Genomic DNA, 25,954 nt, shown 5'->3' on the forward strand with positions numbered 1-25,954 from the left:
TTAGTACCCTCCTATTCTCCTAAAAAATACAGTGAATCTTGGGCTATAGTTAGAGTGATTTCTTCACCAATTTTTTTGAATTGACCATTCATATTAATAATCATTACTTTTAGTGAAAAATCTAGGCATTCCACAATGTAGTTCACACTAATTCCTGTAAATTCAACAAAAGTGATTTTACCCGTTAATGTGTTTTCACCAATACCTTCATGAATAGATTCAGGACGAATAGAAATAAACACTTTGTCTCCAATCATATGCGTTAAAGTGGGGGAGCTTTGTTGCTTTCGCCCAGTGAGAACAAGTCCACTCGCTGTTTTTACTTGTATATCGTTACCGTTAATAGCATCGATTGTCGCCTCAATTAAGTTCGTCTCGCCGATAAAATCTGCTACGAAGCGGTTTGAAGGTCGATTATAAATCTCTTGTGGTGTACCGATTTGTCTGACGTGCCCATTCTCCATGACCATTATACGATCTGACATAGACATAGCTTCCATTTGATCATGTGTAACATAGATGGTTGTAACACCGAGCTCGGATTGAATACGTTTTATTTCTACGCGGGTTTCTTCGCGTAGTTTAGCATCTAAATTCGACAAGGGCTCGTCTAATAATAAAATATCAGGCTCTATAACAAGCGCCCTTGCTAATGCAACTCGTTGCTGCTGCCCACCAGATAATTCATTAATTTTCCGATTACCATATTGCGATAAATGGACAAGTCCTCTAATACGGTCAACTTTTTGCTTAATCTCTGCCTTTGAAAATTTCCGTACTTGTAATCCAAAGGCGATATTTTCGTCTACCGTCATATGTGGAAAGAGGGCATAATTTTGAAACACCATACCAATGTTCCTTTTATTAGGTTGAAGCCTTGTCACATCAAAATCATCAAAAAGAATTTTTCCTCCCGTTGGGTAATAAAATCCGGCTATCATCCTTAGTGTTGTCGTTTTCCCACAACCACTTGGACCGAGGAAGGTAAAAAATTCACCAGATTTAATATGAAGATCTAAATCTTTTACGCCGTGAATGTGACCGAATTTCTTAGAGACATTTTCTATTTTGACACTTTTCAACTGAAGTGCTCCTTTCTCGTTAGAAAATTAGTTGCATGAAGCCTCGAGCAAAATATACTCGAGGCTTAAAGATATGAACAATATTCATAGATGTCTTATAATTTCAGCACCATAGGACAGGTTAGGAATCGTTCACTTTTTTCCTCGGCCTTTAATATTGTTATCCCAATGCTCCATCCATTCAGCTTCTTTCTCAGTCATGAGCTTCCAATCTATATCAAAAGTTTTTAAATCTAATTCTTTATACCACTCAGGCATTGCCGCTTTATCGATATCTGAGCGAGTAGGAATTTGATAGTAATCGTTGGCTAGTTGAGTCACCATACCTTTTTCAAATATGAATTCTGTGAAGAGCTTTGCATTTTCTAAGTTTTTAGCATTGTTCACAACACCAACACCATCAACTAAAATCGGTGCACCACTCTTTGGATAAATGTAATCGAACGGATAATCAGTCGTATATTTCTTTAATAAAATATCTTGCAAATTCCATAAAGAAACGCTGCCTTCTTGTCGTGTCATCTTTAAATAAAGTGCATTCGGATCTTGTGTATATTCCTTCGTGTTGGCATCTAATTTTAATAACCAATCGTAGCCCTTCTCAGGAGAATCTGCGCCTTGACGTAAAATCATTGATGAGTAAATAGTACGCATCGTCCCAGATGCTAATACACCTCGAATTAAAATTTTATCCTTCCACTTTGGATCTAATAAATCATCCCAATCCTGTGGGCCCGTTTCTTTCTTTAATACATCACTGTTAATCATAATCACTTCGGGTAGTAACATTTCACCAAACCAACGACCATCTGCATCTTTATAAGCCGCATCAATGGAGTCGTTAAAGCTAGGCTTCCAAGCCTGAAGTAAATCTTCATCGGCACCGACCGTTAGTGCAGATTGCGTACCGCCCCACCAAAAGTCAGCCTGAGGATTAGCCTTTTCACCACGTAGGCGTTCCAAAATTTGCTGCGCACCCATCGTTAAAAATTCCACTTCAATGTCTGGGTACTTTTCATTAAACTGATCGATTACCTTTTGCACCATTTCTTCATCGCGCCCGGTATAGATCACAAGCTTTCCAGATGGCGTAGCTGCCACATCGGTCTTTTCAGAATCGGACGTTTTGTTACTGTCTGTTGCATCTTTTGTAGCAGTCTTGTTATCACTACTACAAGCAGCTAAGACAACAACCATCAGTACAAGTAAAAAGCCGAAGATACGTGTTTTCTGCATAATCTTCCCCCTCCCTAATAATGAAAAACATACATATAGCAGTATAATCCGGAGACCTTACATTAATGTTAGAATAGTTAAAAAATTATAATTAGATTCATCATAACTATGTAAATACTAGATAGCAATGGTACTTCACTAAAGTCGGAGACTCTTTAAAATAGCGAGAATTAAAGCTTTTCGGAATAGATTATCAACTTTTGTTCAAAAGTTAACAAAAGTTGATTTTGGTGATTTTGAAATGCATGCTACGATTTGAAACAAGGACATCTATAAAATTAAATTTATGAGTAAGCGTAGCGGAGAGTGGAAGGCTAAGCGAATCGCGTCGTGTGATAACGCCTTTGAGCAACATCTTACCTCTGAGCTTTCGTACATAAAACAATGGTGTTTCACTAAAATCAAAACTCTTTAAAATAGCGGAAATTTAAGGATTATCAAAATATGTTCAAAAGTGAACAAAAGTTGGTTTTGGTAAATTTGAAATGCATGCTATCATTTCTAGAATAATTCGAATTGTTTGTTTTTTAAAATGAAAAGGAGTGAAGTAAAAATGAGATACTTATTATCAACAATTTTTGGAGTAGTATTATTTTTAGGTCTTTCAATTACTCCAAGTTCTGCAGCTGAATTAAATGAAGGAGAAATAGTAGTTGATAGAACGGAAGGCTAAATACATGACAAAAGAAGAATTCGAAGAGTTTTAAAGTCTCGTCGTGTTGACGAGTGGGTATATTGCCACTCTAGCAGACAATAACATCGCACTAGGCGATGAAAACGGTAATATTAGACCAAATGATAACTTAACACGCAGAATTTACGGCGTGCATGTATAGAGCGCTTGGTTTATAAAAGTGAATAAAGAAATAAGGGAGATGTATCAAAAAAATATGATACCTCCCCCTTTGGAAATTTAGATTAAAGTATTTACTTACTGATAGGCTCTAAAGATTTATCCTTTTGTCGTCGTTGCGAAAGTATTGTCGGTAGCATCATACCTAGAATAACCAAAATAATACCCGCTATTTGTAAAAGAGTTAAAGGTTCATGTAAAACAATAACTGAAACAGTTACAGCCACGGGTAACTCGATAGCGCTTAAAATAGAGGCAAGGGCTCCTCCCACCTTCGGAACAGCTATAGAGAATAAATAAATCGGCAAAATAATACCGAAGAGTCCAAGTGCTAGTCCGAATTTCCATAGACCACCGGCAAATAATTTACCGTTCCAAAGAACTTCAGGGTTTAAGAAAATACTAATGATGATAAGGGCGACAAAGGAAACAATTATCACGCGTGATGTAGTTGTAATACCCTCCACGTGACGAGAGTTAAATTGGATAAAGCAAGCAAAAGTAAAGGCAGCAGCAAAACCTAGCAGCCAGCCTTGAATAGCAATACCGCTTAAATCCACATTTAGTACACCAGCCGCTAAAATGGTTCCAGCAAATAATACAATGATAGAAATCACTTCAGTCCGACTGGGTAAGCGTTTATGAAGTGCGCAATCTATTAATAAGCCAATCCATGTGAATTGGAAGAGCATTACTACTGCAAGAGAGGCAGGAAGATACTTTAACGATTCTCCATATACAATCCCTGTAGTACCGGTAAGTATCCCGGCACACACTAAAATTAGCAGTCCCTTTTTAGAAATCTTCGGTAATTGTCTTTGTGTCACTATAAAAATAGTTGCAACAAGCATAAAGCCAATAATATATTGACTTGATACTGCCTCTCCTGTTGTAAAGCCATGCTGCATAGCTACTTTGACAATTGTCGATAGTATTCCGTAGCTACTAGAAGCAATGACAATCAATAGAGGATAAATTAAATTCTTTTTCATGTTTTTTATTTCACTTCCTAAAACTGTTTCACCATATGATGAAATGGTTCATCGATAATGGACCATGGCTCTGTAATAACAAAGCCCATACGTTCATAAAGGCGACGAGCGTCCGCTTTTTCCGTTTCAACATTTAATGATAATTTTGAATAGCCTCGTTTTTGCGTTTCCTCTAAGGCGAATTGTAATAATAATGTTCCTATTCCTTTACCACGCGCTTCTGGTGATACACAAATAGTATCAATATAATATTCATCTTCATGAGCTTCTTTATCGATGATGACGGATGGTGCATTTTTTTCTTCAAGCCATTTTACGAGATTCGCATCCATATGAATGGCTTCGACACCATTATAGTAAACAAGAATTCCTAGTACTTGCTCATTCTCAACAGCTACAAAAGTATTTAAATAGGAATGTCGATTATCCTCACGCTTGAATAATACAGTAAGTTCTTGTTCTACTGCTTCTGCTGTCTGTTCTCCTGTTAAACGGTTTGCAATTTCACCAATCGCATCAATAATTAGTGGTATAACGGCATGGGCATCCTGTAGTTGCGCTTGTCGAATTGTAATACTCATTGTCAAAATCCCTACCTTTCTATAGGCAAGTATAACAAAGATAAAGGATGACTCAAATTTTTGAATAAATGGTGATATTCTGACGGCATCTTTACCGCATTGTTTATCTGCCCGAAAGCGAAGCGACTGCGGCAAATGTTTTCTGTAGCGAAAGCAAAGCGACAGCTACAATTATACCAAGCCATATTTGATTATTTTTCCGAAAGTTTAAAACTTTATACGATATCTGATTTCGTGTTAATCTATAATGACTAGAGTTTCGGGAGGACAACAATGACAAAGGAAGATAAGGATTATATTTTAGTTTATGGAGATGCTTTTATTGACTATATCGCTGATGATGTAACAAATACATCATTTACTAAATATATGGGTGGTGCGACTGTAAATGTTGCTGCGGGAATTAGCCGTATCGGTGCTCCATCTGCATTAATTACGATTACTGGAGACGACGAAGGCTCACAATTCGTTCGAGATGGCCTTGCACAAGAAGGGGTAAACCTTGATTATGCGGTATTTGACCCTGCGAAGCGTGTTAGCGGTGTCTATGTTCATTTAACAGAGGCATGCGAGCGAATTTTTAAAGATTATGTCGATGAGACGCCAGATTTACAAGTAGAAGCAACGCAATTAAACGAAGCAGCTTTTAAACATGCATCTGCTTTAACAGTGTGCTCGGGAACTATGTTCCATCCTACAGCTCTTGAGACAACACGTGCTGCTGTAGAGATGGCAAAAGAAAAAGGCGCAATTATCGCAATGGATGCGAATATTCGCCCTCTACGTTGGAGCAGTGAGCAGATTTGCCGTGAAACGATCACGTCATTTTTCGAGAACGTAGATATTTTAAAGGTCACTGATGAGGAATTGTTTTTCCTGACAGAAACAACTAGCTTGCAAGAGGGAATTGAGCAATTAAACAGCTATTTAGTGCCTATTATTTTAGTAACAGTAGGGGAAAATGGTACATATGCGGTATTAAATGGTGAGGTTATCCATGTACCGACAGAAAAGGTTGTACCAGTAGATACTACAGGTGCTGGAGATGCATTTATGGCTGGTGTATTACGCGATGTTCATTACAATGGTTTACCTACAACAGAGGAAGAACTTGTTCGTTGCGCAAGTTTTGGCAATAAGCTAGGTGCTTTGGCAGCTACTAAAGCAGGGGCATTAACAGCTCTTCCATACTATGATGATATTAAGCATTTACTTAAATAGTCGTTTGGAGTGTGCATACAATGGAGAAAAATTACGATGTATTAGTGAAGGATCGATTATTCTTTGGCGGTGCGAAAGATGCAGATGTAGCTTTTGAACAAGAAAAAGTGGATATTGTGATTGATGTTCGCGTAAACGGTTTATCTAATGAGGAGCAGGGAGCGGCTGCATATGTGTACAAGCATATGCCAATTGCTGATGAGGACATAGAAGTAGCACCATCTATTCAAAACGTTGCGAAGGAAATTGTTGCTGCCTATGAGAGTGGGCAGAAAGTGTACTTCCATTGTGGAAGTGGGGGAGGCCGCGCAGGAGTGGCAGCCACTGCTGTATTAATGGAGCTTGGCATGGCCAATTCTCTTGAGGCAGCGGAAGAGGCCGTAAAGAACGCCCGTCCACAAGTAACAATTCGTCCAAAAATGGCAGATGCTTTGCAAAAGCTATATAAATAAATGAGAAGATGTACCAAAAGGTTTTTTTAACTTTGGTACATCTTCTTTTTTAGGTAGATTTTTGGTGAATATTGTTTAACGACATAGAACGCATCACATTGTTTAAAACGTATATCATGTCTATTAGGTTGATTGGAGTGGAGGCTGTGCGACATGTGAAAATTGTGTATGAATCCTTTTTTGCTCTTTAAAAGGTGGATGTCATTATGTTAAAACGTATGTCATGAGAACGAAAATCACCTCCACGCTATAGTGATCAAAAATAATAGACTGGTTTATTTTAGAAAACATAATTCACTTTAATGTTTGTAAGTAAAAAATACAAATTTAGGAGTGAATCAGTTGACTACATTTACACCCTTACAAGAGGCTCATGCCTTTGCCGAAGCATTTCTATTGTCTAATGAGCAGGTATCTTTAAACCATCCATATAAGAAGGATAAAGGTCGATATCCACGTGTGCGAAAATTTTTCCAAAATCATCTCTTAAATGGCACAAGTGATGCGTCCACATATCAACAAGGTGTTGGACAGTTAATGATGTTCTGTGCCCAGTTCGCACAACAAAAGGCACTAGCTGGAGAGCGTGATGCAGTTTACAAAGAAATTGTTAATACTGTTATTCCAAAACTGCTAGATAGAACATATAATTTTCCCACAATTAATCCTTTAGCGGGCTTTATTTATCTTGGTGTAGCCATGCTCAAGAAGTTAGATGAATCTCAAAGTGACGTATCACTTTCTAAAGTAGATGAGTTGTTAGTGCGATATCGAGACTATTTTGCTAATGAAGTATTAAATTCTAAAGAATACTATGCTTTAAAGTATCATCGTACCCCGTCAGCTTGGACATACAATGACTCAGAAAAAGCATACCGTTTTGCCACAGGACCATATTCGGGGCAAATTGGATACTGGTTAACTACCGCAGATTTATCTACCGATCCTCAAAAAAATTACCTAGGGATGCCAACAGTTCTTGATAATTCAGGGCAAGTTGCTTTTGCGGGCATTCAACCAGGGACAAGTGGTAGAGATTATATAGATCACCATTCCTATTTTAATACTAAAAACCAGCGATTTATTCTCAATGCCTCGCTAAATGCAATTGCTTTTTGGATGGCCGCACATGTCTATGATGTAAAAGTTAATGAGACTGGGGCTTCATTAAACCCTGCATATAACATGAAAAACGCAATAAGAGATGTTCTTAGTTATACTCATTGGGGTTCCAATACGTCAGTTACTAATGCTTCTAAAGGGTGTTTCCAACAAGAGCCTTTTAACAATTCGTTAACTGCTAAAAGAGTTCTGCCGGTTCATGGATTTTCCGAAGTAACCTTAGCGAATAGTATGCTACGATCTCGATTTGATTCTCCAGCATATAATACATTTGCAATAACATTCTTACAAATTTTTGCAAGCTTAATCGAAAATCCAACAGCTTCATCATGGTACAATCTTGTTCTAAATTTTGATTCAGACGCTGGAATTATGGTAACTCAGATGATTAATACCTACCAAGATATATTTACAGACTATTCAAGTATCAAAAATACTTTAATTAATAATTCGTTTAGCCAGGCTAAATATTGGGGTATGTACATTCCAGAAAATGCTATGTTAGGCTCATCAGAGTTGGTCAAAAATCCGTGGCAAATGCCTAATAAGGGTGAGGGAATCAATCAAGCTATGGTTGGATTGTTCAATGTTTATCCTGGATTTACAGGTCAAGGATTTACCAGTATTAATAATACAATCGGAGAAGCAGCTAAACTTCAACTAGATGTTGGTCAAGCATTACATGGTCAAAGTTCTTTCCCATCGCACGGTCGTTCAGGGCTTTGGGATTTGACCCGCTTAGATATTTTAGCAGATGCTTCAAATACAGATGGGACTGTTAGCTCTGCTACAGATCTTACGACTACTGATAAAGAATCGCCAAATTGTGCTGGAGCACGTCGCACATTCTATGCTTTAGCTATGGCGTTAGCAGTCGATAGTTCTAACGATTTTGTTTCTAATTAATAGGGGTGAGAAACACATAAAAACTATGCCATTTATATAAGTTGGTTGGAGTGGTGGTTAGGCGACGCTGGAAAGTGGAGGGACGAAGGCTAAAAACAACATGTCTTGTGATTACGCCTTCTCGTCCAGCCCGCCTTTAGAAGCGCACAGTTGAAACGGAAATCAATCCCACCTTATGGAGATAAGCTATTGAAATTCCGGTTTATTGACGACCTAGTTAATATATAGTTATTATTGTGTCTAGGGAGGTTCTTCAATTGCCTTTAAATAAAGAACGAATTGACGCAGTAAAATTTATGCGAGTAACAGCGATGTTACTTGTTATTGTAATTCACGCTACTGGGGTTGCATTAATTGAAATTTCCAATGATAACAACTCTTATTTTTTCTATTTATTTTTAAATCGCTTTACCCGCTTTGAAGGGGCTGTTTTTGTATTTTTAAGCGGTCTTACATTGTTTTACAATTATGAATCGAAACCCTTTACAAAACAAACATGGACAAGCTTTTACAAACGTAGATTTTTGTTTATTCTAGGACCTTTCCTCATTTGGTCTATTTTTTATGAGTTGTTTTCCTACTACCAAGGATTTCGAGTGTTTACAGGATGGAAGGCAATGTTCACTTCCATCGTTACAGGGGGAGCCTATTATCATTTATATTTCATTTTAATTTTAGTACAACTCTATTTTTTAATGCCTCTTTTTATATATCTCGTGAAACGCTTTTGGTGGTTTAAAAAATATTTATTATTTATTGGCTTCGCTGTCGAATTAGTTGTTCAAAGTTACTTTGAAATGTTTGAAATTTCCTTTATCGTTCCATTGTTTGCGATCTACATTGCAAGCTTTTTCTTTGGTGGTTGGGTTGCTTTATATTATCAATTTTTAAAGAAACAATGGTCGAAAAGACAATATATTGTATGGATGTCCTTTACCTTTTTAGTAGGCATAGTTTACACAATTCTATATTATTTCCGCAGCATATTGGGGTATGATGAAATTTCATACATAGTATTTAAATTGTTATCTTCTAGCTATATGCTTCTCTCATGTTTTGTACTATTCAAAATTAGTATCTATTTAGCCCATCACGGAGGGCGAAAGCTCAACGAATTTGCAGAGCATTTAAGAATTTATTCGTTCGGGTTTTATTTAGTCCATCCATGGATTTTATACTTGTTAAGCGATATTATTTTGAGCAACCTCGTTTCTTCCCATATACATGTCTATGTATTCCTAAGATTTTTCTTAACGGTCATTTGCTGTTATGTATTTATTCGCTCATTGCATCTTCTTTTCCCACGTGCATGGTTTTTATTTGGAAATTTACCTGCACCAAAGTGGAATGGAAAGAGTTCGCTTTAGTATTTTTGCTTGAAAAAGAGTAACTCCATTTTGAAAAAAGATTGAACAAAACGGAGTTACTTCTTTTAATAATATTGTTTAAGCAATATTAATCACTAATTAGAGACTGACTTTCTAAAAAATGCCTTTTATCGCACTTATTTTCCAAGTGCGAAAAGTACGATACCAAAAAAGACAATAAATACGTTGAAGTGTTGTGTTTCGTAAAAAGTGAACCACTCATATAAAAATGAAGATTCTGTAATTCTCCCGAATAGCTTACCCCCCTCTTTTGCTTACATTATAGAAATAATATTGCGCTAAATTATACCATTAATGTTTATTTGGAAGTTTGTTTCCTCGTGTGTGAAGTAATTCAAAGGCCTTTCTTAGCTTTCAAGTATTTTCGAATCCAACTTTAGTAATAATTCATCTGTTTATTACTCGAGCAGGAAAAGCAAGACAAAAGAGACCTTGCGCGGAGTGAAATGTTTTCTGAGCGAAAAGCGTCAACAAAGCGGAGTAAGCGGCTCAAGGCTCTCCCGCAGTGGAAATTAGTATCCGAAAATATTTGAATTCTTATTTTCATTTTGCAACACACATAAATAGTGCTATACATATAAGAAGAAAACTTTGTTATAGTTGTAATATAACAAAAGTGAGGTGATTTCTATGTTCGAGGAATTAGCGAAAGTTCCATGGGCAGTCATAGCACCACTAATTGTCGTCCAATTTGTTTTAATGATTATAGCTCTACTTGATTTACGCAAAATCCATGCAACTAATGGGCCTAAAATTTTATGGGTGTTTCTTATTATTTTTACTAGTTATCTTGGTTCGATTGCGTACTTTATAGTGGGGAGAAAACAATCATGACGATATTACTTCAGGTAACAGGACTTACAAAACAATTTGCAGAGAGAGTAGTTGTGGACGGAGTGGAGTTCACATTAGAAAAAAATACATCGACAGCATTAATTGGACCTAATGGCGCTGGTAAAACAACGACATTATCGATGCTAACAGGTTTATTAAAACCAACCTCTGGAAGTGTAAAAATGCTGGATGGTAATTTAAGAGCTAATATTGGTTTCTTGTCACAATACCCGCAATTCCATCCTTGGTTAAGTGCGTTAGAGTTTACTGAAATGGCTGCAAAATTAAATGGTGTGCCTGCAAAAAAAGCAATAGTAGAGGCACAAAAAACACTTGAGTTTGTAGGTCTAGGTAATGATGTAAATAAAAAAATTGCTACATTTTCTGGTGGCATGAAACAACGGCTTGGAATTTCCCAGGCAATTGTGCATAAGCCTAAATTACTGTTATTGGATGAACCTGTGTCTGCATTGGATCCGGTAGGTCGTAGAGAAGTTCTTGATTTGTTAAAGGGTTTACAACAAGAAACAACTATTTTATATTCTACGCATATTTTAAATGATGCCGAAGAGATGACCGATCAATTATTGTTTTTACGTGATGGGAAGTTAGTAGAACAGGGGACATTACGTGAAGTTCGACAACGTTTCGATGAACCAAATTATGTTATAGAATTTAGCACTGAAAAAGAGGCAAAACTTTTTGCCAGTCAATCTGAACTTGTTGGGGAAGCAAAGGGACGTAATGTATATATAAAAATTATTGATGAAAAGCCGAGCATGCAAGGGCTCCTTCAATATTTAAGTAGTAGTCCTTATAAAATACGAAAAGTGGAGCGGCAAACAGCATCACTTGAAGAGATTTTCATGAAGGTGGCGAGAAAAATATGAGAGGATTTACTGTACTTCTACAAAAGGAATTCAGAGAAGCTTGGCGAAGCTGGAAGTTTTTATGGATACCTCTTGTATTTGCGTTGCTCGGTATGAGTGATCCGCTAACAAACTATTACATGATGGATATTTTAAATGCTGTTGGTAACTTACCAGAAGGCTTTGAAATGTTGATGCCAGAATTAATGCCAGTTGACCTATTACAAGCTTCCGTTGGTCAATTTCAAACGATAGGTTTACTCGTATTAGTAGCTTCTTTTGTAGGAGCTATTAGTAAAGAAAGAGCAAGTGGGATGGCTACTTTATTGTATGTCCGTCCTATATCTTTCGGCGCTTATTTTATGAGCAAATTTATCGTCATGAGTACTGTTAGCTTAATTAGTATTTTAGCTGGTTTTGCTGCGAGCATATACTATACGGTCGTGCTTTATGGGACATTTGAGATAGGGACATTGATGGCAAGTTTTTTCACGTATTTTTCTTGGCTACTCTTCGTGATAGCAGTGACATTAATGATGAGTGCAGCTTTTACAACAGTGGTAGCAACAGCATGTGCATTCGCTGTCATATTCATTGGGCAAATAGTGGATGCTTTAGTAGGGGCATTTTGGACAATATCACCGTGGAAATTACCGGTATATGGCGTTCAATTAATGAGGGGCACGATGGAGATGTCGGATTATTGGTGGAGTCTATCTATTACATTAGTGATCACGATAATTTGTATGAGTATCGGAGCTTTGACGATGAAGAAAAACGCACCGATGACGAAAATTTAACTTCTTTCAGCGGGTGTCCGAACAACGATTGAAATAGAGGAGCACGTCTAAAAACGCCACGTCCTGTGGCATTACTAAAATGGCCGACATCGAAGCGGCCCTCGAGAACTCCGTTTGTACTTTGTTTTTAAATAGCTTAATGAGCATCAACTTGGTAGATTTTTATCGGGTTGGTGTTTTTTAGCAACTCCGGCTCGAAAACGAATTGGCATTGTAAACCGTCAGATATGTAAAAATAGATAAAGCAAGACGAGACAAGCTGTTAAGGGCTTGATCGTCTTGCTTTATCCTTCAAGCTTATATATAAGGAGCCGTTTGCTTGAACTTGGGCAAAAAAGACATCTGTAACGGATTGGACATTTTGTTTTTTTAACTTCTTCATAAGCCACTCTTCCGTCAACTCAAGTTCAACTAAGTTTTCATAAATAATTTGGCCATCTGAAGCCACTTCTGTTGGAATATAAGTTGGTGGTGTTACATCGGCCTTTACATCTTGTTTTGTAGCCGCTTGTTCAGCAGGCTTTGGTAGCACACTAAGTTTACCGGTAGTTTCAAGTAGTGCATATTGCACATCTTGAACAGAGAATACAGCTTGTTCTCGTAGCATCATTGTTAACTCATCCATATGCAAACGATTTTTTCTTAAGGCAGATTCTAAAATAAGTCCATTTTGAATAAGGATTGTTGGCTTATCATCAATAATTACACGAGCTCTTTTAGATTTAATAGTAAGAATAGTCATCAAATATGTTAAAACGCCCCACCAAATTAATGCAATAAGGCCATCTAAAAAGGGTGTTTCTGCCTGTGCTGCTATTTCTGAAGCAATCGAACCAAATGTGATACCTGTTGTATAGTGGAAAAATGTAAGTTGACCAAGCTGTTTTTTTCCAAGAATTCGGGCTACCATTAGTAGTGCGAAAAAAGAAAGCGTTGCTCTAAGTATCATTTCCCAAAAATGAGTGTGAAAAAAATCGTCCATACATAAATCAACTCCTTAAACCGCTAATGAAAATAGCTTGTGCAAAAAGGTCGATAGTATGCGACAATCATTTGTAACCAAATTTTGAGATAATTTAAAAAGTGAGGTGGCAGCATGAAACAAGTCGGAAATTTAAATAATCCAGTGTATCCAATTATGATAGCAATAGCTATTGCCCATCTTATCAATGATACGATGCAAGCTGTTATACCAGCGATGTTCCCAATATTAAAGAGTGATTTAGGGTTAACTTTCACTCAAATAGGTCTTATTTCGTTTGTATTAAATATGTTCGCATCTGCCTTGCAACCGGTTGTAGGTTTTGTTAGCGACAAAAAGCCGATGCCCTATGCATTACCAATTGGTATGATTAGTTCATTTATTGGCATAGCCATTATAGCGTTCACATCACAATACTGGGTAATAATTATTGCAGTATTATTTTTAGGGTTTGGCTCAGCTATTTTCCATCCCGAGGGTTCACGTGTATCATTTATGGCAGCAGGCTCAAAAAGAGGACTTGCTCAATCGATTTATCAGGTCGGAGGTAACTCTGGGCAAGCACTAGCACCATTAATTAGCGCTTATGTTTTTGCTATCTTTGGACAACGTGGTGCAGCAATGGTCTTAGTAGTTGCAGCAATAGGTATTTTACTATTAAGTAAAATTGCAAAGTGGTATAAGAAGCAGATGGAGCAAGAACGTATGGCAAAGAAAAAGCGAGTATTAGTTTCTAACTTGCCTCCATTAACGAAGAAGCAAGTAGGCATTGCGTTGACGTTACTGTTTACTATTATTTTTGCGCGATCATTTTATACTACTAATATTACAAGTTTTTATGTGTTTTATTTGATGGATCATTATGAGGTTAGCCTTCAACTAGGCCAAGTTTTAATATTCACCTTTATGGCATTTGGCGTTATTGGTACATTTTTCGGGGGTTCATTATCAGATCGTATTGGTCGAAAAAATGTTATTTTACTGTCCGTTGTTGTACCGATGCCATTTTGTTTAGCGTTGCCATATGTACCATTATGGGCAGCCATTATATTTTTAGTAATTATCGGTACACTCATTATGATTAGCTTCTCGGTAACGGTGGTTTACGCACAGGAGCTTGTGCCAACAAAAATTGGTACAATGGCTGGTTTAACAACTGGTTTTGCTTTCGGAATGGGGGCAATAGGTGCGATGGTCATTGGTGTATTGATGGATCATAGAGGGATTGATTTTACAATGATGGTTGTATCTTTGCTACCATTATTATTACTAGTAGCCTTTTTCTTACCTAAGGATAAACCAGCTTCGACGGTGTAATCATAAAAATCGCGAGGAGCGTCCAGTTTGTTTCTTCCAAAGTGAAAGGTATTCATTATTTTATCGATAAGCAAAAAACGCGTTCCCTTATTATTAGAGAAACGCGTTTTTATTATTGACGTAATGGTGATAAAAATTCAGATGGGAGTTTTCCCTTATCTAGTATATAGCCCTCTGATATGTGAACTTCATGCATTTTATCATTGTAAGTGAATTTAAAAATACCATTATCAAAGTCAGTACCAATCTCTTTGAAGAATATACCTTCAATGGATACATATTTAGGACATGTAAATGCTACTTTAAAGTCTTCCTGTTCTTGAATTAAATAAGCACGTACACCTTTCTCATATGTATCATTTGCATCATCATCGTCAGATGGACGTTGGACAGCCACGATGTGAAAATCAACGAAAGGAACCTCTTTTAATAAAACATTTAGGAAGGAACCTTTTGTAATCTCTTCCCAGCGGCTTTGTGCGCTTTGGCCTACGATGATTTGAGAAATTCCGTAATTTTTTGCCACTTCTGCAATAACCTTTTGTATTGGACGCTTTTCATTATCTTGTAATATGAACTCTTCAATTTCAAGCTCATCAGATAACTTTTTCCATTGCTCAATGTAGCTAGACTTCTCTGCGTCAAATGCATCAAGGGGTTGCGAATCGACTGAAAGGATATAGAGTGGACAATCTAGCATTGTAGCCATTTTATGGCCGCGTCGTATTAATCGCTCGCCGTTAAGCCCATAGTAAACACAAACTAATATACTTTCGTCTAAACGCCCTTTTACATGCTTCATAAAAATTAACACCTCTTATCATGTTGTTATTTTGTTAATTCTACTGTCGATTTTGAAAAAAATATCTTAAAACAGCTAAAATTGATGCTGATACAGTGCATTATGCTCATTTATATTGTATACTAAAAAACGTATAAAAGTTAATGACAATATATCGGGAAAACCTTGAGAAAACTGGGTTATCTTTATACTTTACAGTTATTTGATTTATGCATTTCGTGCATTTAAACCAATTGCCTCTATATGCCACACTATTATGCAGTTAGTTAAATAGATAGTCAAGTGACTTGGTACGCCATTGTGTGTGTACATATTATCTCGTTTAAAAATCATGCCATTCTCTATAGGATTAAGGCGATATTGGTTGTTTTGGCTTCTCAAGATATGAAGCTAAATAGCTAAAAAGTTCCCCAAGTTTTATGCAGTGCTACCATCAAAAGCTTTTCTCTGCGTAAAGTATATGTTGAATGAACTAGATTTGTTTAATTTAGAATGTCTATTATTACAACACATACCGCTTACTTTCCAATTCAAATTTATTACGTAAAAATCAAATTTCAAGAAAATTTCTGATATGTTAATTAGCTTTATAGATCTAATATCTTCCTGATGGGTTGCAAAAAGGCTTAACTTTTTTTCAGTGTATACGTTTGCTGAATAAAGTTAGAGTCTCCAGCAATTGCTATAGAATTTTTGTGTTCGAAATAAAGTATAAACTGTAGTAACTTCAGTAGATTTGGGAATACTTTATTATCGGTTATCACAGTTTTTCGCACTATAGTAAACAGTTGCTGAACGAAATTGATAGTAGGAGGTTTTCACTTGGTTACAGTTCTCATTGCGATACTTTTACCATTTGTCTGTGCTGCGCTTATTCCACTACTTTACAGGCGACTAAGGCGTGTTGCACATCTTGGCTGGTTTGTTTTATCCGTTCCATTCATCTTATTTCTTTTACTCGCGCGCTATATTCCTCAAATTGCCGAGGGTAAAACGTTTATTCATACATATGAGTGGATTCCCTCTTTTAATATAAATTTCACAACTTACCTCGACGGACTCAGTATAATTTTTGGCTTGCTGATTACGGGTGTAGGTAGTTTAGTCATTTTATATTCTATATTTTATTTTTCAACGAAAGAATCTCTTCACCATTTTTACTGCTATTTATTACTATTCATGGGTGCAATGCTTGGCGTCGTCTTTTCAGATAATCTAATGGTATTATACACATTTTGGGAGCTAACAAGTGTGTCATCATTCCTGTTAATTGCATTTTGGCATCATCGAAAAGCATCTCGTGCTGGTGCAAGAAAAGCGATGACTATTACCGTTTTTGGTGGCCTTTCAATGCTTGCAGGCTTTTTGATGCTGTACGTAGCATCGAGTACATTTAGTATTCGTGAAATTGTAGCCGACGTAGAGGTTATACGAGATCATACACTGTTTATTCCAGCGTTAATCCTTATTCTAATCGGTGCATTTACAAAATCTGCACAGTTTCCTTTCCATATTTGGCTTCCTGATGCGATGGAGGCGCCAACTCCTGTCAGTGCTTACTTACACTCGGCAACAATGGTAAAGGCCGGGATTTATTTAGTTGCACGTTTTTCTCCAGTGTTTGGAGGAGAGGCTGTTTGGTTCTGGCTAGTCAGTGTGATTGGTCTTGTAACGTTGTTCTGGGGTTCATTTAATGCTGTGCGGCAAACAGATTTAAAGGCGTTACTGGCCTTTTCAACAGTTAGTCAGCTCGGTTTGATTATGAGTTTATTTGGACTAGGATCAGTAGCGCATTATTACGGCTATGCTGCAGATACTGTTCTTTACACGCAGGCAAGCTTTGCAGCGTTGTTTCATCTTATTAATCACTCCACATTTAAAGGTGCCCTTTTCATGATGGTCGGTATTGTTGATCATGAGGTGGGCACACGTGATATTCGTCGTCTTGGAGGGTTAATGGCTTTAATGCCTATAACATTCACCATTGCAGTTATTGGTGGATTTTCTATGGCCGGCTTACCCCCATTTAACGGTTTCTTAAGTAAAGAAATGTTTTTCGCCGCGGTATTAACTATTCGCAATGTAGAGGCATTTTCAATTTCTGATTTGGGACTCTTATTTCCAATAGTGGCATGGGTAGCGAGTATCTTTACATTTATTTACTGTATGATTTTAATTAGTCGAACGTTTTTCGGAAAACTACAGCTTGATAAGTTGGATAAAAAACCGCATGAGGCTCCGTTAGGTATGCTACTTTCGCCAATCATTTTGTGCGTCTTTGTAGTTGGGATTTTCTTCTTCCCAAATGTGCTAGGGCATTATATTTTAGAGCCTGCTATGGCAAGTATTTATCCAGCATTCCCATCGACTAGTGAATTAACACCACATATTCATGCTTGGCATGGCATTAATGCTGAATTGTTAATGACTGTTGGTGTCATTATTCTAGGTATGATTTTATTTAAAACGTTAAAAAGCTGGAAGCCTTTATATCGGATATTCCCACAAAGATATACGTTTAATATGTATTACAATCGTTTAATTGAGTTTGGTGAAAATAGTTCTGCAAAGCTTACGAACCGTTATATGACAGGTAATTTAACGCATTATTTTGTCTATATATATGTATTCTTTGTTGCCCTTATCGCAGGATATTTTATATGGTCGGATGCGATTGCATTTAATTTTGCGAAGGATTCCGCAATTGAGTCCTATGAGCTCATTTTAGTGTTTGTCATGATGTTTGCTGCCGTATGGATAATTTTTGCTAAGGGACGCGTAACAGCCATGTTATTAAATGGCGTACTTGGCTATTCAATCGCATTTTTCTTTGTGATTTTCCGTGCGCCTGATTTAGCATTAACGCAATTAGTCGTTGAATCTGTGACAACGGCTTTATTCCTTCTATGCTTTAAATATTTACCTGATTTAATGCCTGAATCCTCCCGCAAAAAAATGCAATGGTCTAAGGTCATTATATCCATTTTCGTTGGCGCCACAGTTACATTAGTAGGCTTAGCGGTTGTCCATTTCGATCGCTTTGAGCCAGTAGCTACTTACTTTAATGATTCTTACAAGTTGGCGGGTGGTTCAAATATCGTCAACACTATATTAGGCGATTTTCGTGCATTTGATACGATGCTAGAAGTTGTCGTTCTTCTGATTGCTGGCTTAGGAGTGTATACATTAACGAAGCTAAAGCCACGAAAGGAGGAAACGGATCATGAAAATCAATGACGTCATTTTACGTACTGTCACAAAGACAGTCGTATTCATAATTTTAACTCTTGGAATTTATTTGTTCTTTGCAGGGCATCATGCTCCAGGTGGAGGTTTTATAGGCGGTCTCGTGCTAGCCTCCGGTATTGTTCTACTATATTTAGCGTATGACATTGAAACAGTGCATAAAGGGATGCCTTTTGATTTTAAAAAAGTTGCTGCGCTTGGCGTATTACTTGCGACGGGCACAGCAATTGGCTCACTATTTTTTGATGTTCCGTTTTTAACGCAGACATATAGCTATATAAATGTACCGATATTCGGGAAGATGGGCTTTTCGACGGTAACCATTTTCGAGGCTGGCGTGGCTTTAACAGTAGTTGGTGTTGTAGTCACGATTATTTTAAGTATAAGTGAGGATGAGTAGCCAATGGAGTCTTTAATACTAGTGTTAGTTGGTGTATTAGTAGCTGTTGCGACGTACTTAATCCTCTCGAAACAGTTATTACGTGTGATTTTAGGAACGGCGGTATTATCGCATGCGGCACATTTACTGATTTTAACGATGGGTGGACTGAAGAAGGGGAATGTACCACTTTTAGAGGAATCAGAAGGTCCTTACACAGATGCTTTGCCGCAAGCATTAATATTAACTGCAATCGTGATTAGCTTTGCGGTGACGGCGTTTGTACTTGTTCTGGGTTACCGAGCTTATAAAACGAACGGTTCGGCGAATTTTGATGAATTGAGAGGTACGCCGGATGAGTAATATGATTGTTTTACCATTAATTGTGCCGGTTATTACGGCCATTTTACTTGTGTTTTTACGTGACAATGTATTTTTGCAGCGCATCATTAGTTTGGTGACATTAAGCTTTGTTGCCTTTATTAGTGTCATTTTATTGCTAGAGATTCAAAAACAAGGTGTAATGCGAATTGATTTTAGTGGCTGGGCACCGCCATTCGGCATTTTATTTGTTGCTGATTCGTTCGCAATGCTTCTTGTACTAGTAGCGAGTATTGTCGCAGCTATTTGTCTGTTATATGCCTTTTTTACAATCGGTAAGAGCTTTGAAAAGATGTATTTTTACCCGTTTGTCCTACTTATGGTGGCGGGTGTGAATGGCTCATTTCTAACAGGGGATATTTTTAACTTGTTTGTGTGCTTTGAGGTGATGTTACTTGCTTCTTATGCACTTATTAGTTTAGGCGGCGAGAAAGTTCAGCTGCGAGAGGCATTAAAATATGTCCTTATTAATATTGTTGCATCTTGGATTTTCCTAGTGGCATTAGCTTTTTTATATGGAACTGTTGGAACGTTGAATATGGCACATATTTCAGTTCGCGTGATGGAGCTAGGAGCTGACCCACTGATCACGACTGTGGCTCTTATTTTCTTAATTGTCTTTAGTTTGAAGGCTGGCTTATTATTATTCTTCTGGCTTCCAGGCTCATACAGTGCACCTCCAACAGCTATAGCCGCACTTTTTGCAGCATTATTAACAAAGGTTGGCATTTATTCGCTCGTCCGCACTTTTACATTACTTTTCCCGAATAATACTGAAGTGACTCATATGATACTAGGAATTATGGCAGGACTGACGATTATTGCTGGATGTATGGGAGCACTAGCAGGACGAGATGTAAGAACAATTGCCTCGTATAATGTCCTTATTGGTGTTGGCTTTATAGTAGCTGGTCTAGCGATCGGAACCGAGTCTGCCTTACAGGGCGTAACATATTATTTGATGCACGATATGGTAGCTAAGGCCATGCTGTTTTTAGCAGTTGGCATGATGATGTATGTTACTGGCGAAACGGTTATTGATAAAATGAGTGGGCTTATTCGAAATTACCCTCTTTTTGGCTGGTTATTCTTTATTGTCATGTGTTCCCTTGCTGGGATACCACCATTGAGTGGCTTTTTAGGGAAGGTTTTAATAGGACAAGGAGCTATTGAGGGCGGAAATTTTGTTCTACTAGGGCTAGGATTTTTATCTAGTTTAATTGTTTTGTATTCACTATTACGAATATTTCTTTCCTCATTCTTTGGGGAAACGATTATTAGTCTAGAGGATGAAAAGCCGTTACCAAAGCGTATTGTTTTACCATTAACATTGTTGGCAGCTTGTACGATTGCATTAGGAGTTGGAGCTGAATGGATGGCTCCGTATGTAACAGATGCGGCAGAGACACTCTATACGCCATCAATCTATATTGATGCAGTGCTAGATGGCACAACATGGCAAGGTGAGGTGAATGAATAATGGCGATGCAATTTATCCTGAATTTATTTATCGCAACACTTTGGCTCTTGTTACAGGATGAAGTGGTACCACAGTTTTCGACATTTCTAATGGGCTTTATCGTCGGAATAGGGATTTTATATGCGATGCACCGCTTTTACGGCACACAATTTTATTTACGACGTGTGTTTTCAATCATTAAATTATTATGGCTCTTTAATTGGGAGCTACTATTATCGAGTTACAGCGTATTAAGACAAATTACGACGCCGAAGCTCACTATAACTCCTGGAATATTTACGTATAAAACAGCGCTAAAAGGAGATTGGGAAATAACAGCTCTTGCATTGTTGCTCACGCTGACTCCAGGTTCAGTCGTTATGGAAGTTTCTGAAGAGGGAGATATGTTTTATATTCATGCAATGGATATTGAACAATCCAAAGAAGCGGTCATTCGTTCAATAGGAAAATTTGAACAAGCGATCATGGAGGTGACACGTTAATGATTGATAAAATTTTACTTTTGGCTCTTGCATTATTCAGTGTATCGATTGCGTTGTCGCTATTTCGTGTGATTCGAGGCCCTTCGTTGCCTGACCGTGCTATTGCACTTGATACAATAGGTGTTAATCTACTATCAGCAATCGCTATCGTCTCTATTATTTTGAAAACAAAGGCGTATTTAGAGGCGATATTAATATTAGGGATTTTAGCTTTTATCGGCACGATTGCATTTACGAAATATATTGAAAGAGGTGTGATTGTTGAACGTAAATCAAATGATTGAATGGGCGGCAGTTATACTTATATTGATTGGCTCCATTGTAAGTGTTATTAGTGCATTTGGGATGATTCGTTTACCAGACGTATACACGCGTTCACATGCTGCAACGAAAAGTTCGACATTGTCCGTCTTAACATGTCTATTAGGCGCATTTATTTACTTTTGGGTTCATGATGGATATGTTAGTGTACGTTTAATATTAGGAATTGGCTTCGTTTTTGTAACAGCTCCTGTAGCTGGGCATTTAATATGTCGTGCTGCGTATCGATCTCACGTACCTTTAGCAGAAGGGTCCGGAGAGGATGAGCTGAAGGAAAAGCTATTTGCAGATGAAAAATAAAATAAGTGGCAAACCTCCAAAGGCATAAATGTGAATCAAGCAATAATGGTTGATTTCCACTTCGAGTGGACGCTTTTCTTGGGCTTGGTTCTTATTTCAAGCTTATCTCGCATGAGTAGCGTTAGTTAATAATCTGAGGCCCCCATTTTCGGGGTCTTTTTTTGTTAAAACGTACGACATATATAGTTGTTTGGAGTACAAGTGAAGCGTCCAGCCGGAACGGAAATCACTCCTACGTTATGTTGAGGAACTGATTTGGTAGGTGGTAAATCTAAATGGATTGATTTTTCCGAAAATTATGTATATAATATTTTATCGGGAAATATTCAGATTAGCTTGATTATTACTTCGAAAGAGTATATCTTATTAGCAGATAGATATTTATTCTGTTCGATGTATAAATATCCATTCGCTTATTTTCAAGAACAAGAGTTTTATAGATAATAAAACATAAATAAAAGGAGATTGTTGACTATGAAGAACAAATTTTTTATGCTTATGCTCGTGCTAGTAATTGCTGTTCTAGCGGCATGTGGCGCAAAAGATGATAAGGCAAGCGAAAAAGATTCAAATGCTAACGAAGGCGCAGAACAAAAGCAAGTATTAAAAGTAGGTACTTCATCTGATTATGCACCATTTGAGTATGTCGATGCTGCAAAAGGTGATGATATTATTGGTTTTGATATTGATTTAATTAAATTAGTTGGTGAAAAGATTGGTGCAGAAATAGAAGTTCAAGATATCGACTTTAATAGTTTAGTGCCAGCTCTACAAGCCGGAAAAATTGATATTGTTATCTCTGGTATGTCACCTAATGAAGAACGTGAAAAAGTTGTAGATTTCTCTGAAAAATATAATCAAACAGAGCAAGTGTTTATCGTGAAAAAGGATAGCGGTATTAAAAAAGAGGCTGATTTAGCTGGTAAAAAAATTGGTGTTCAAAACGCTTCTATCCAAGAAACTTTGGGCAATAAAATTGCTAAAGAAGTAGATGCCACTGTTGAAGGTCGTACTCGAATTCCTGAAATAGTTCAAGACATGATGTCAAAACGTTTAGATGCTGGGATTGTAGAAAGTGGTGTAGCGAAAGGCTATCTTGATACGAACGATAAACTAGAAGCGTTCCCTGTTAAAGAGCAACCTGAAGACTTTAAAGCAATCGCTGTTCCAAAAGGTAGCGATCTTAAAGATAAAATTAACAAAGCATTAAAAGAATTAGCTGCTGAAGGTAAAATTCAAGAGCTAGAAGAAAAATGGTTAAAAGTTAAATAAGTAAGTTTACTGCGATAGCTCTATCTCGAGCTATCGCTTATATCTTTCATTTCCTGAAAAAAGAACAAGAAAGGAGGGGGCACTGTGAATTTAGATTTTACAGCTATCATTCCCTCTATTCCTTATATATTAAAAGGGATAGGTGTTACACTTCAAATTGCAATCGGTGCATCAATCATTGGTTTTGTAGTTGGTATATTACTAGCGTTATGCAAAATTGGTAAAGTGAGTGTTTTACGTTGGTTTGCAGATTTTTATACATCAATTTTTCGTGGTACACCGCTCGTACTACAATTAATGATTATCTATTATGCAGTGCCACAATTATTAGATATTCAAATTGAGCCAGTTCCAACGGCTATTATTGCATTCGGGTTAAACTCAGGTGCTTATATTTCAGAAATCATTCGCGCGGGTATTAATGCGGTTGATAAAGGACAGATGGAAGCGGCACAGGCGCTAGGTATTCCATATGCGAAAATGATGAAAGATATTATTATCCCACAAGCAGTGAAAAATATTTTACCATCTTTAGTGAATGAGTTTATTACACTAAATAAAGAAACGGCTGTCGTGACGGTTATTAGTGCACTTGATATTATGCGCCGTGCTTACATTGTAGGTGGTTCAACATATCGCTATCTTGAGCCATTACTATTTGCGGGTGTAATCTACTACATTATGACGCTTGTATTAACGTTCCTTGGTAGACGAATTGAGAAAGGAATGAGAAGAAGTGATTAAAATTGAAGATTTACACAAATCATATGGACAAAACGAAGTACTAAAGGGTATTTCAACAGAAGTTAAAGAAAAAGAAGTAATTGCTATTATTGGTCCATCAGGGTCTGGTAAATCAACATTCCTGCGCTGCTTAAATTTATTAGAAGAGCCAACGAGCGGAAAGATTACAATTGCTGGTGACGTTCTAACGGATAAAGGGACAAACATTATGAAAATCCGTGAAGAGGTCGGTATGGTATTTCAGCATTTTCATCTTTTTCCTCATAAAACGGTACTTGAAAATTTAACATACGCACCGATTAATGTGAAAGGAATGGATAAGACAGCGGCTATCAAAAAGGCTGAAGATTTATTAACGAAAGTAGGACTATTTGAAAAGCGTAATGAATATCCGAGCCGTCTATCAGGAGGACAGAAGCAACGTGTTGCTATTGCTCGAGCACTAGCAATGGATCCAAAAGTAATTTTATTTGACGAGCCTACTTCAGCTCTTGACCCTGAAATGGTAAAAGAGGTATTAGCCGTTATGAAAAATCTTGCTGATACGGGTATGACGATGTTAATCGTAACGCATGAGATGGGCTTTGCACGTGAAGTGGCTGACCGTATACTATTCCTTGATGGCGGAAAGTTAATTGAGGACGCAACACCAGAACAGTTTTTCTCATCACCGTCTACACAGCGTGCGAAAGATTTCTTAGAAAAAGTATTATAAACGAGTAAACGCATTTAGACCTCCTTAGTGGAGTATCTAAATGCGTTTTTTGTTTACTTAAGTTCATTTATTGATGTATCCATACATGGAGGTCTCCCTGTAGAAAAACTAGCTAGTCAGATTTTTATTTTAAGTTACTCTTTTTGTTCAATCTAATGATTTTATGTGTATGTGCTTACAATTACTTTGTTTTATGCTTATAATAGGAGGGTCAGATTTTTATCTTTATTCAGTAGAAACTCCCACCTCCTCTGAAGGTGGTGAGATGAATGCGGATGTGTTCCTTTTCAGTGGGAGCGACAGCAACAATTACGCCAAGGTGAAATGGATCTGATGAAAAAGTAGCCACAAAGTGAGCGATTGCGATTGAAAAAATTATTATATGTAGCTTTTTTTGTTGTTTTTATAGTCATTTTTTTGTACGTAAACAATCATTGGCTGGTTGTAAGCAAGTATGAATTCGAGTCAGAAAAAGCGCCCGCCGGCTTTGATGGACTACGCATTACGCAAATAACAGATTTACAGGATGCTCTCTTTGGTGAACATCAAGAGAAACTCATAGCAAAGGTGAAGGCAACAAATCCTGACCTGATTTTTATTACAGGTGATTTAGTTGATAGTAATCGTTATAATTTGGAGCGAAGCTTGCAGGCTGTTAGGGGATTAGTTAAATTAGCGGATGTCTATTATGTACTAGGAAACCATGAAGTAGCGACGAATAAAGTGAATGTAATTTATGATGAGCTATCATCGTTGGGTGTACATGTATTGTCCAATGAATCGACCGTCATTGAGCGCGACGGGGAGCGCTTGGCGATTGTTGGCATCGAAGATCCGTTATCGGGTAGAACAACGAAAGAAATGCTAGAGATAGCAACAAAAAATGTTCCACCGAATATATTAACGATTTTACTAGCGCATCGACCAGAAGTGTTTAATACGTATGTGGACTTTGGAATTGATTTAGTATTTGCAGGACATGCACATGGTGGACAAGTTCGAATTCCTGGTATTGGTGGTCTTTTCGCACGAGGACAGGGAATACTTCCGAAGTATACGGCAGGTGTTTTTGAAGAAGGAACAACAACTATGGCCGTTAGTCGAGGATTAGGTAATAGTACAGTACCTATTCGAATTTTTAATCCACCAGAAATTCTTGTAATGGAATTAAAGAAAAAATAAGCACTGCGTCTTTGA

Annotated in this window: 26 protein-coding genes and 1 pseudogene; 20 read left to right on the forward strand and 7 right to left on the reverse strand. The window is 37.3% G+C overall.

What is annotated here, in order from left to right:
- Window positions 1–11: 11 nt before the first annotated feature.
- A complete protein-coding gene (locus AC3WSO_RS01860; RefSeq protein ID WP_492528232.1) occupies window positions 12–1,082 on the reverse strand; it encodes an ABC transporter ATP-binding protein in 1,071 nt (356 codons plus the stop codon).
- 132 nt (window positions 1,083–1,214) lie between these two features.
- Entirely contained in the window at window positions 1,215–2,318 is a 1,104-nt protein-coding gene (locus AC3WSO_RS01865) for an extracellular solute-binding protein (RefSeq protein ID WP_492528234.1), read from the reverse strand.
- Between the two features lie 716 nt (window positions 2,319–3,034).
- Between AC3WSO_RS01865 and AC3WSO_RS01870 the strand changes: the two genes are divergently transcribed.
- Complete coding sequence (locus AC3WSO_RS01870) at window positions 3,035–3,154, forward strand: S-layer homology domain-containing protein (protein ID WP_492528236.1); 120 nt, start codon at window positions 3,035–3,037, stop codon at window positions 3,152–3,154.
- Window positions 3,155–3,245: 91 nt separating this feature from the next.
- Here AC3WSO_RS01870 and AC3WSO_RS01875 read toward each other — a convergent pair whose 3' ends face one another.
- The gene (locus tag AC3WSO_RS01875) at window positions 3,246–4,163 is read right to left on the reverse strand and encodes an EamA family transporter (protein WP_492528238.1); all 918 of its coding nucleotides are present in this window, start codon (window positions 4,161–4,163) and stop codon (window positions 3,246–3,248) included.
- A gap of 17 nt (window positions 4,164–4,180) precedes the next feature.
- Window positions 4,181–4,744: a GNAT family N-acetyltransferase gene (locus AC3WSO_RS01880; RefSeq protein WP_492528240.1), complete on the reverse strand. Its 564-nt coding sequence runs from the start codon at window positions 4,742–4,744 to the stop codon at window positions 4,181–4,183.
- A 273-nt stretch (window positions 4,745–5,017) separates the two neighbouring features.
- Between AC3WSO_RS01880 and AC3WSO_RS01885 the strand changes: the two genes are divergently transcribed.
- The 4 genes from AC3WSO_RS01885 (at window position 5,018) to AC3WSO_RS01900 (ending at window position 9,812) form a co-directional block, all read left to right on the forward strand.
- The gene (locus tag AC3WSO_RS01885; protein WP_492528242.1) at window positions 5,018–5,965 is read left to right on the forward strand and encodes a carbohydrate kinase family protein; all 948 of its coding nucleotides are present in this window, start codon (window positions 5,018–5,020) and stop codon (window positions 5,963–5,965) included.
- A gap of 20 nt (window positions 5,966–5,985) precedes the next feature.
- Entirely contained in the window at window positions 5,986–6,417 is a 432-nt protein-coding gene (locus tag AC3WSO_RS01890; protein ID WP_492528244.1) for a protein-tyrosine phosphatase family protein, read from the forward strand.
- 342 nt (window positions 6,418–6,759) lie between these two features.
- On the forward strand, window positions 6,760–8,445 hold the full coding sequence (locus AC3WSO_RS01895; RefSeq protein WP_492528246.1) for a hypothetical protein: 1,686 nt from the start codon (window positions 6,760–6,762) through the stop codon (window positions 8,443–8,445).
- Window positions 8,446–8,702: 257 nt separating this feature from the next.
- Window positions 8,703–9,812 carry an acyltransferase gene (locus AC3WSO_RS01900; RefSeq protein ID WP_492528248.1) on the forward strand — a complete coding sequence of 370 codons (1,110 nt, stop codon included), beginning with the start codon at window positions 8,703–8,705 and terminating at the stop codon, window positions 9,810–9,812.
- A 137-nt stretch (window positions 9,813–9,949) separates the two neighbouring features.
- On the opposite strand, the pseudogene AC3WSO_RS01905 reads toward AC3WSO_RS01900, so the two are convergent.
- Window positions 9,950–10,072: pseudogene (locus AC3WSO_RS01905) on the reverse strand (YfzA family protein); the annotation flags it as partial.
- Between the two features lie 391 nt (window positions 10,073–10,463).
- Here AC3WSO_RS01905 and AC3WSO_RS01910 point away from each other — a divergent pair.
- Genes AC3WSO_RS01910 through AC3WSO_RS01920 form a run of 3 tightly spaced genes read left to right on the forward strand, consistent with a single transcriptional unit; the run spans window position 10,464 to window position 12,336 of the window.
- Window positions 10,464–10,667: a PLDc N-terminal domain-containing protein gene (locus AC3WSO_RS01910; protein ID WP_492528250.1), complete on the forward strand. Its 204-nt coding sequence runs from the start codon at window positions 10,464–10,466 to the stop codon at window positions 10,665–10,667.
- Window positions 10,664–11,557, forward strand: coding sequence for an ABC transporter ATP-binding protein (locus AC3WSO_RS01915; protein ID WP_492528252.1), 894 nt, complete (start codon window positions 10,664–10,666; stop codon window positions 11,555–11,557). The genes AC3WSO_RS01910 and AC3WSO_RS01915 overlap by 4 nt, the downstream gene beginning before the upstream one ends.
- Window positions 11,554–12,336 (forward strand): ABC transporter permease, encoded by a 783-nt coding sequence (locus AC3WSO_RS01920; protein WP_492528254.1) that lies wholly within the window; start codon window positions 11,554–11,556, stop codon window positions 12,334–12,336. The genes AC3WSO_RS01915 and AC3WSO_RS01920 overlap by 4 nt, the downstream gene beginning before the upstream one ends.
- Before the next feature lie 262 nt (window positions 12,337–12,598).
- On the opposite strand, the gene AC3WSO_RS01925 is transcribed toward AC3WSO_RS01920, so the two are convergent.
- Window positions 12,599–13,318 carry a YetF domain-containing protein gene (locus AC3WSO_RS01925; protein ID WP_492528256.1) on the reverse strand — a complete coding sequence of 240 codons (720 nt, stop codon included), beginning with the start codon at window positions 13,316–13,318 and terminating at the stop codon, window positions 12,599–12,601.
- 114 nt (window positions 13,319–13,432) lie between these two features.
- Here AC3WSO_RS01925 and AC3WSO_RS01930 point away from each other — a divergent pair, with 114 nt between their 5' ends.
- Entirely contained in the window at window positions 13,433–14,635 is a 1,203-nt protein-coding gene (locus tag AC3WSO_RS01930; protein WP_492528258.1) for an MFS transporter, read from the forward strand.
- A gap of 112 nt (window positions 14,636–14,747) precedes the next feature.
- Here AC3WSO_RS01930 and AC3WSO_RS01935 read toward each other — a convergent pair whose 3' ends face one another.
- Window positions 14,748–15,437 carry a histidine kinase gene (locus tag AC3WSO_RS01935; RefSeq protein WP_492528260.1) on the reverse strand — a complete coding sequence of 230 codons (690 nt, stop codon included), beginning with the start codon at window positions 15,435–15,437 and terminating at the stop codon, window positions 14,748–14,750.
- An 822-nt stretch (window positions 15,438–16,259) separates the two neighbouring features.
- Between AC3WSO_RS01935 and AC3WSO_RS01940 the strand changes: the two genes are divergently transcribed.
- From AC3WSO_RS01940 to AC3WSO_RS01990, 11 genes are all read left to right on the forward strand, one after another.
- Window positions 16,260–18,674 (forward strand): Na+/H+ antiporter subunit A, encoded by a 2,415-nt coding sequence (locus AC3WSO_RS01940; RefSeq protein ID WP_492528262.1) that lies wholly within the window; start codon window positions 16,260–16,262, stop codon window positions 18,672–18,674.
- On the forward strand, window positions 18,661–19,083 hold the full coding sequence (locus AC3WSO_RS01945) for a Na(+)/H(+) antiporter subunit B (protein ID WP_492528264.1): 423 nt from the start codon (window positions 18,661–18,663) through the stop codon (window positions 19,081–19,083). The genes AC3WSO_RS01940 and AC3WSO_RS01945 overlap by 14 nt, the downstream gene beginning before the upstream one ends.
- A 3-nt stretch (window positions 19,084–19,086) precedes the next feature.
- Window positions 19,087–19,425 carry a Na(+)/H(+) antiporter subunit C gene (locus AC3WSO_RS01950; protein ID WP_079562761.1) on the forward strand — a complete coding sequence of 113 codons (339 nt, stop codon included), beginning with the start codon at window positions 19,087–19,089 and terminating at the stop codon, window positions 19,423–19,425.
- Window positions 19,418–20,923 (forward strand): Na+/H+ antiporter subunit D, encoded by a 1,506-nt coding sequence (locus AC3WSO_RS01955; RefSeq protein ID WP_492528266.1) that lies wholly within the window; start codon window positions 19,418–19,420, stop codon window positions 20,921–20,923. The genes AC3WSO_RS01950 and AC3WSO_RS01955 overlap by 8 nt, the downstream gene beginning before the upstream one ends.
- A complete protein-coding gene (locus AC3WSO_RS01960; RefSeq protein ID WP_492528268.1) occupies window positions 20,923–21,405 on the forward strand; it encodes a Na+/H+ antiporter subunit E in 483 nt (160 codons plus the stop codon). Before AC3WSO_RS01955 ends, AC3WSO_RS01960 begins: the two co-directional genes overlap by 1 nt.
- Window positions 21,405–21,689 carry a Na(+)/H(+) antiporter subunit F1 gene (locus AC3WSO_RS01965; protein ID WP_079562764.1) on the forward strand — a complete coding sequence of 95 codons (285 nt, stop codon included), beginning with the start codon at window positions 21,405–21,407 and terminating at the stop codon, window positions 21,687–21,689. Before AC3WSO_RS01960 ends, AC3WSO_RS01965 begins: the two co-directional genes overlap by 1 nt.
- Window positions 21,667–22,026: a Na+/H+ antiporter subunit G gene (locus AC3WSO_RS01970; protein WP_492528270.1), complete on the forward strand. Its 360-nt coding sequence runs from the start codon at window positions 21,667–21,669 to the stop codon at window positions 22,024–22,026. Before AC3WSO_RS01965 ends, AC3WSO_RS01970 begins: the two co-directional genes overlap by 23 nt.
- A 474-nt stretch (window positions 22,027–22,500) precedes the next feature.
- A complete protein-coding gene (locus AC3WSO_RS01975) occupies window positions 22,501–23,298 on the forward strand; it encodes a transporter substrate-binding domain-containing protein (RefSeq protein ID WP_492528272.1) in 798 nt (265 codons plus the stop codon).
- 84 nt (window positions 23,299–23,382) lie between these two features.
- On the forward strand, window positions 23,383–24,042 hold the full coding sequence (locus tag AC3WSO_RS01980; protein ID WP_492528274.1) for an amino acid ABC transporter permease: 660 nt from the start codon (window positions 23,383–23,385) through the stop codon (window positions 24,040–24,042).
- Entirely contained in the window at window positions 24,035–24,757 is a 723-nt protein-coding gene (locus AC3WSO_RS01985; protein ID WP_492528276.1) for an amino acid ABC transporter ATP-binding protein, read from the forward strand. Before AC3WSO_RS01980 ends, AC3WSO_RS01985 begins: the two co-directional genes overlap by 8 nt.
- Window positions 24,758–25,123: 366 nt before the next feature.
- Window positions 25,124–25,939 (forward strand): metallophosphoesterase, encoded by an 816-nt coding sequence (locus AC3WSO_RS01990; RefSeq protein WP_349661480.1) that lies wholly within the window; start codon window positions 25,124–25,126, stop codon window positions 25,937–25,939.
- Window positions 25,940–25,954 lie beyond the last annotated feature (15 nt).

This window comes from Lysinibacillus sp. EB106-09-02-XG168 (assembly GCF_058791475.1).

What these genes read in the sequence shown, in the direction of transcription:
- AC3WSO_RS01915 (WP_492528252.1), top strand. Translation starts at nt 10,664, where the DNA reads ATGACGATATTACTTCAGGTAACAGGACTTACAAAACAATTTGCAGAG.
- AC3WSO_RS01955 (WP_492528266.1), top strand. Translation starts at nt 19,418, where the DNA reads ATGAGTAATATGATTGTTTTACCATTAATTGTGCCGGTTATTACGGCC.
- AC3WSO_RS01945 (WP_492528264.1), top strand. Translation starts at nt 18,661, where the DNA reads ATGAAAATCAATGACGTCATTTTACGTACTGTCACAAAGACAGTCGTA.
- AC3WSO_RS01935 (WP_492528260.1), bottom strand. Translation starts at nt 15,437, where the DNA reads ATGAAGCATGTAAAAGGGCGTTTAGACGAAAGTATATTAGTTTGTGTT.
- AC3WSO_RS01865 (WP_492528234.1), bottom strand. Translation starts at nt 2,318, where the DNA reads ATGCAGAAAACACGTATCTTCGGCTTTTTACTTGTACTGATGGTTGTT.
- AC3WSO_RS01885 (WP_492528242.1), top strand. Translation starts at nt 5,018, where the DNA reads ATGACAAAGGAAGATAAGGATTATATTTTAGTTTATGGAGATGCTTTT.
- AC3WSO_RS01890 (WP_492528244.1), top strand. Translation starts at nt 5,986, where the DNA reads ATGGAGAAAAATTACGATGTATTAGTGAAGGATCGATTATTCTTTGGC.
- AC3WSO_RS01930 (WP_492528258.1), top strand. Translation starts at nt 13,433, where the DNA reads ATGAAACAAGTCGGAAATTTAAATAATCCAGTGTATCCAATTATGATA.
- AC3WSO_RS01960 (WP_492528268.1), top strand. Translation starts at nt 20,923, where the DNA reads ATGGCGATGCAATTTATCCTGAATTTATTTATCGCAACACTTTGGCTC.
- AC3WSO_RS01920 (WP_492528254.1), top strand. Translation starts at nt 11,554, where the DNA reads ATGAGAGGATTTACTGTACTTCTACAAAAGGAATTCAGAGAAGCTTGG.
- AC3WSO_RS01965 (WP_079562764.1), top strand. Translation starts at nt 21,405, where the DNA reads ATGATTGATAAAATTTTACTTTTGGCTCTTGCATTATTCAGTGTATCG.
- AC3WSO_RS01925 (WP_492528256.1), bottom strand. Translation starts at nt 13,318, where the DNA reads ATGGACGATTTTTTTCACACTCATTTTTGGGAAATGATACTTAGAGCA.
- AC3WSO_RS01875 (WP_492528238.1), bottom strand. Translation starts at nt 4,163, where the DNA reads ATGAAAAAGAATTTAATTTATCCTCTATTGATTGTCATTGCTTCTAGT.
- AC3WSO_RS01910 (WP_492528250.1), top strand. Translation starts at nt 10,464, where the DNA reads ATGTTCGAGGAATTAGCGAAAGTTCCATGGGCAGTCATAGCACCACTA.
- AC3WSO_RS01975 (WP_492528272.1), top strand. Translation starts at nt 22,501, where the DNA reads ATGAAGAACAAATTTTTTATGCTTATGCTCGTGCTAGTAATTGCTGTT.
- AC3WSO_RS01880 (WP_492528240.1), bottom strand. Translation starts at nt 4,744, where the DNA reads ATGAGTATTACAATTCGACAAGCGCAACTACAGGATGCCCATGCCGTT.
- AC3WSO_RS01950 (WP_079562761.1), top strand. Translation starts at nt 19,087, where the DNA reads ATGGAGTCTTTAATACTAGTGTTAGTTGGTGTATTAGTAGCTGTTGCG.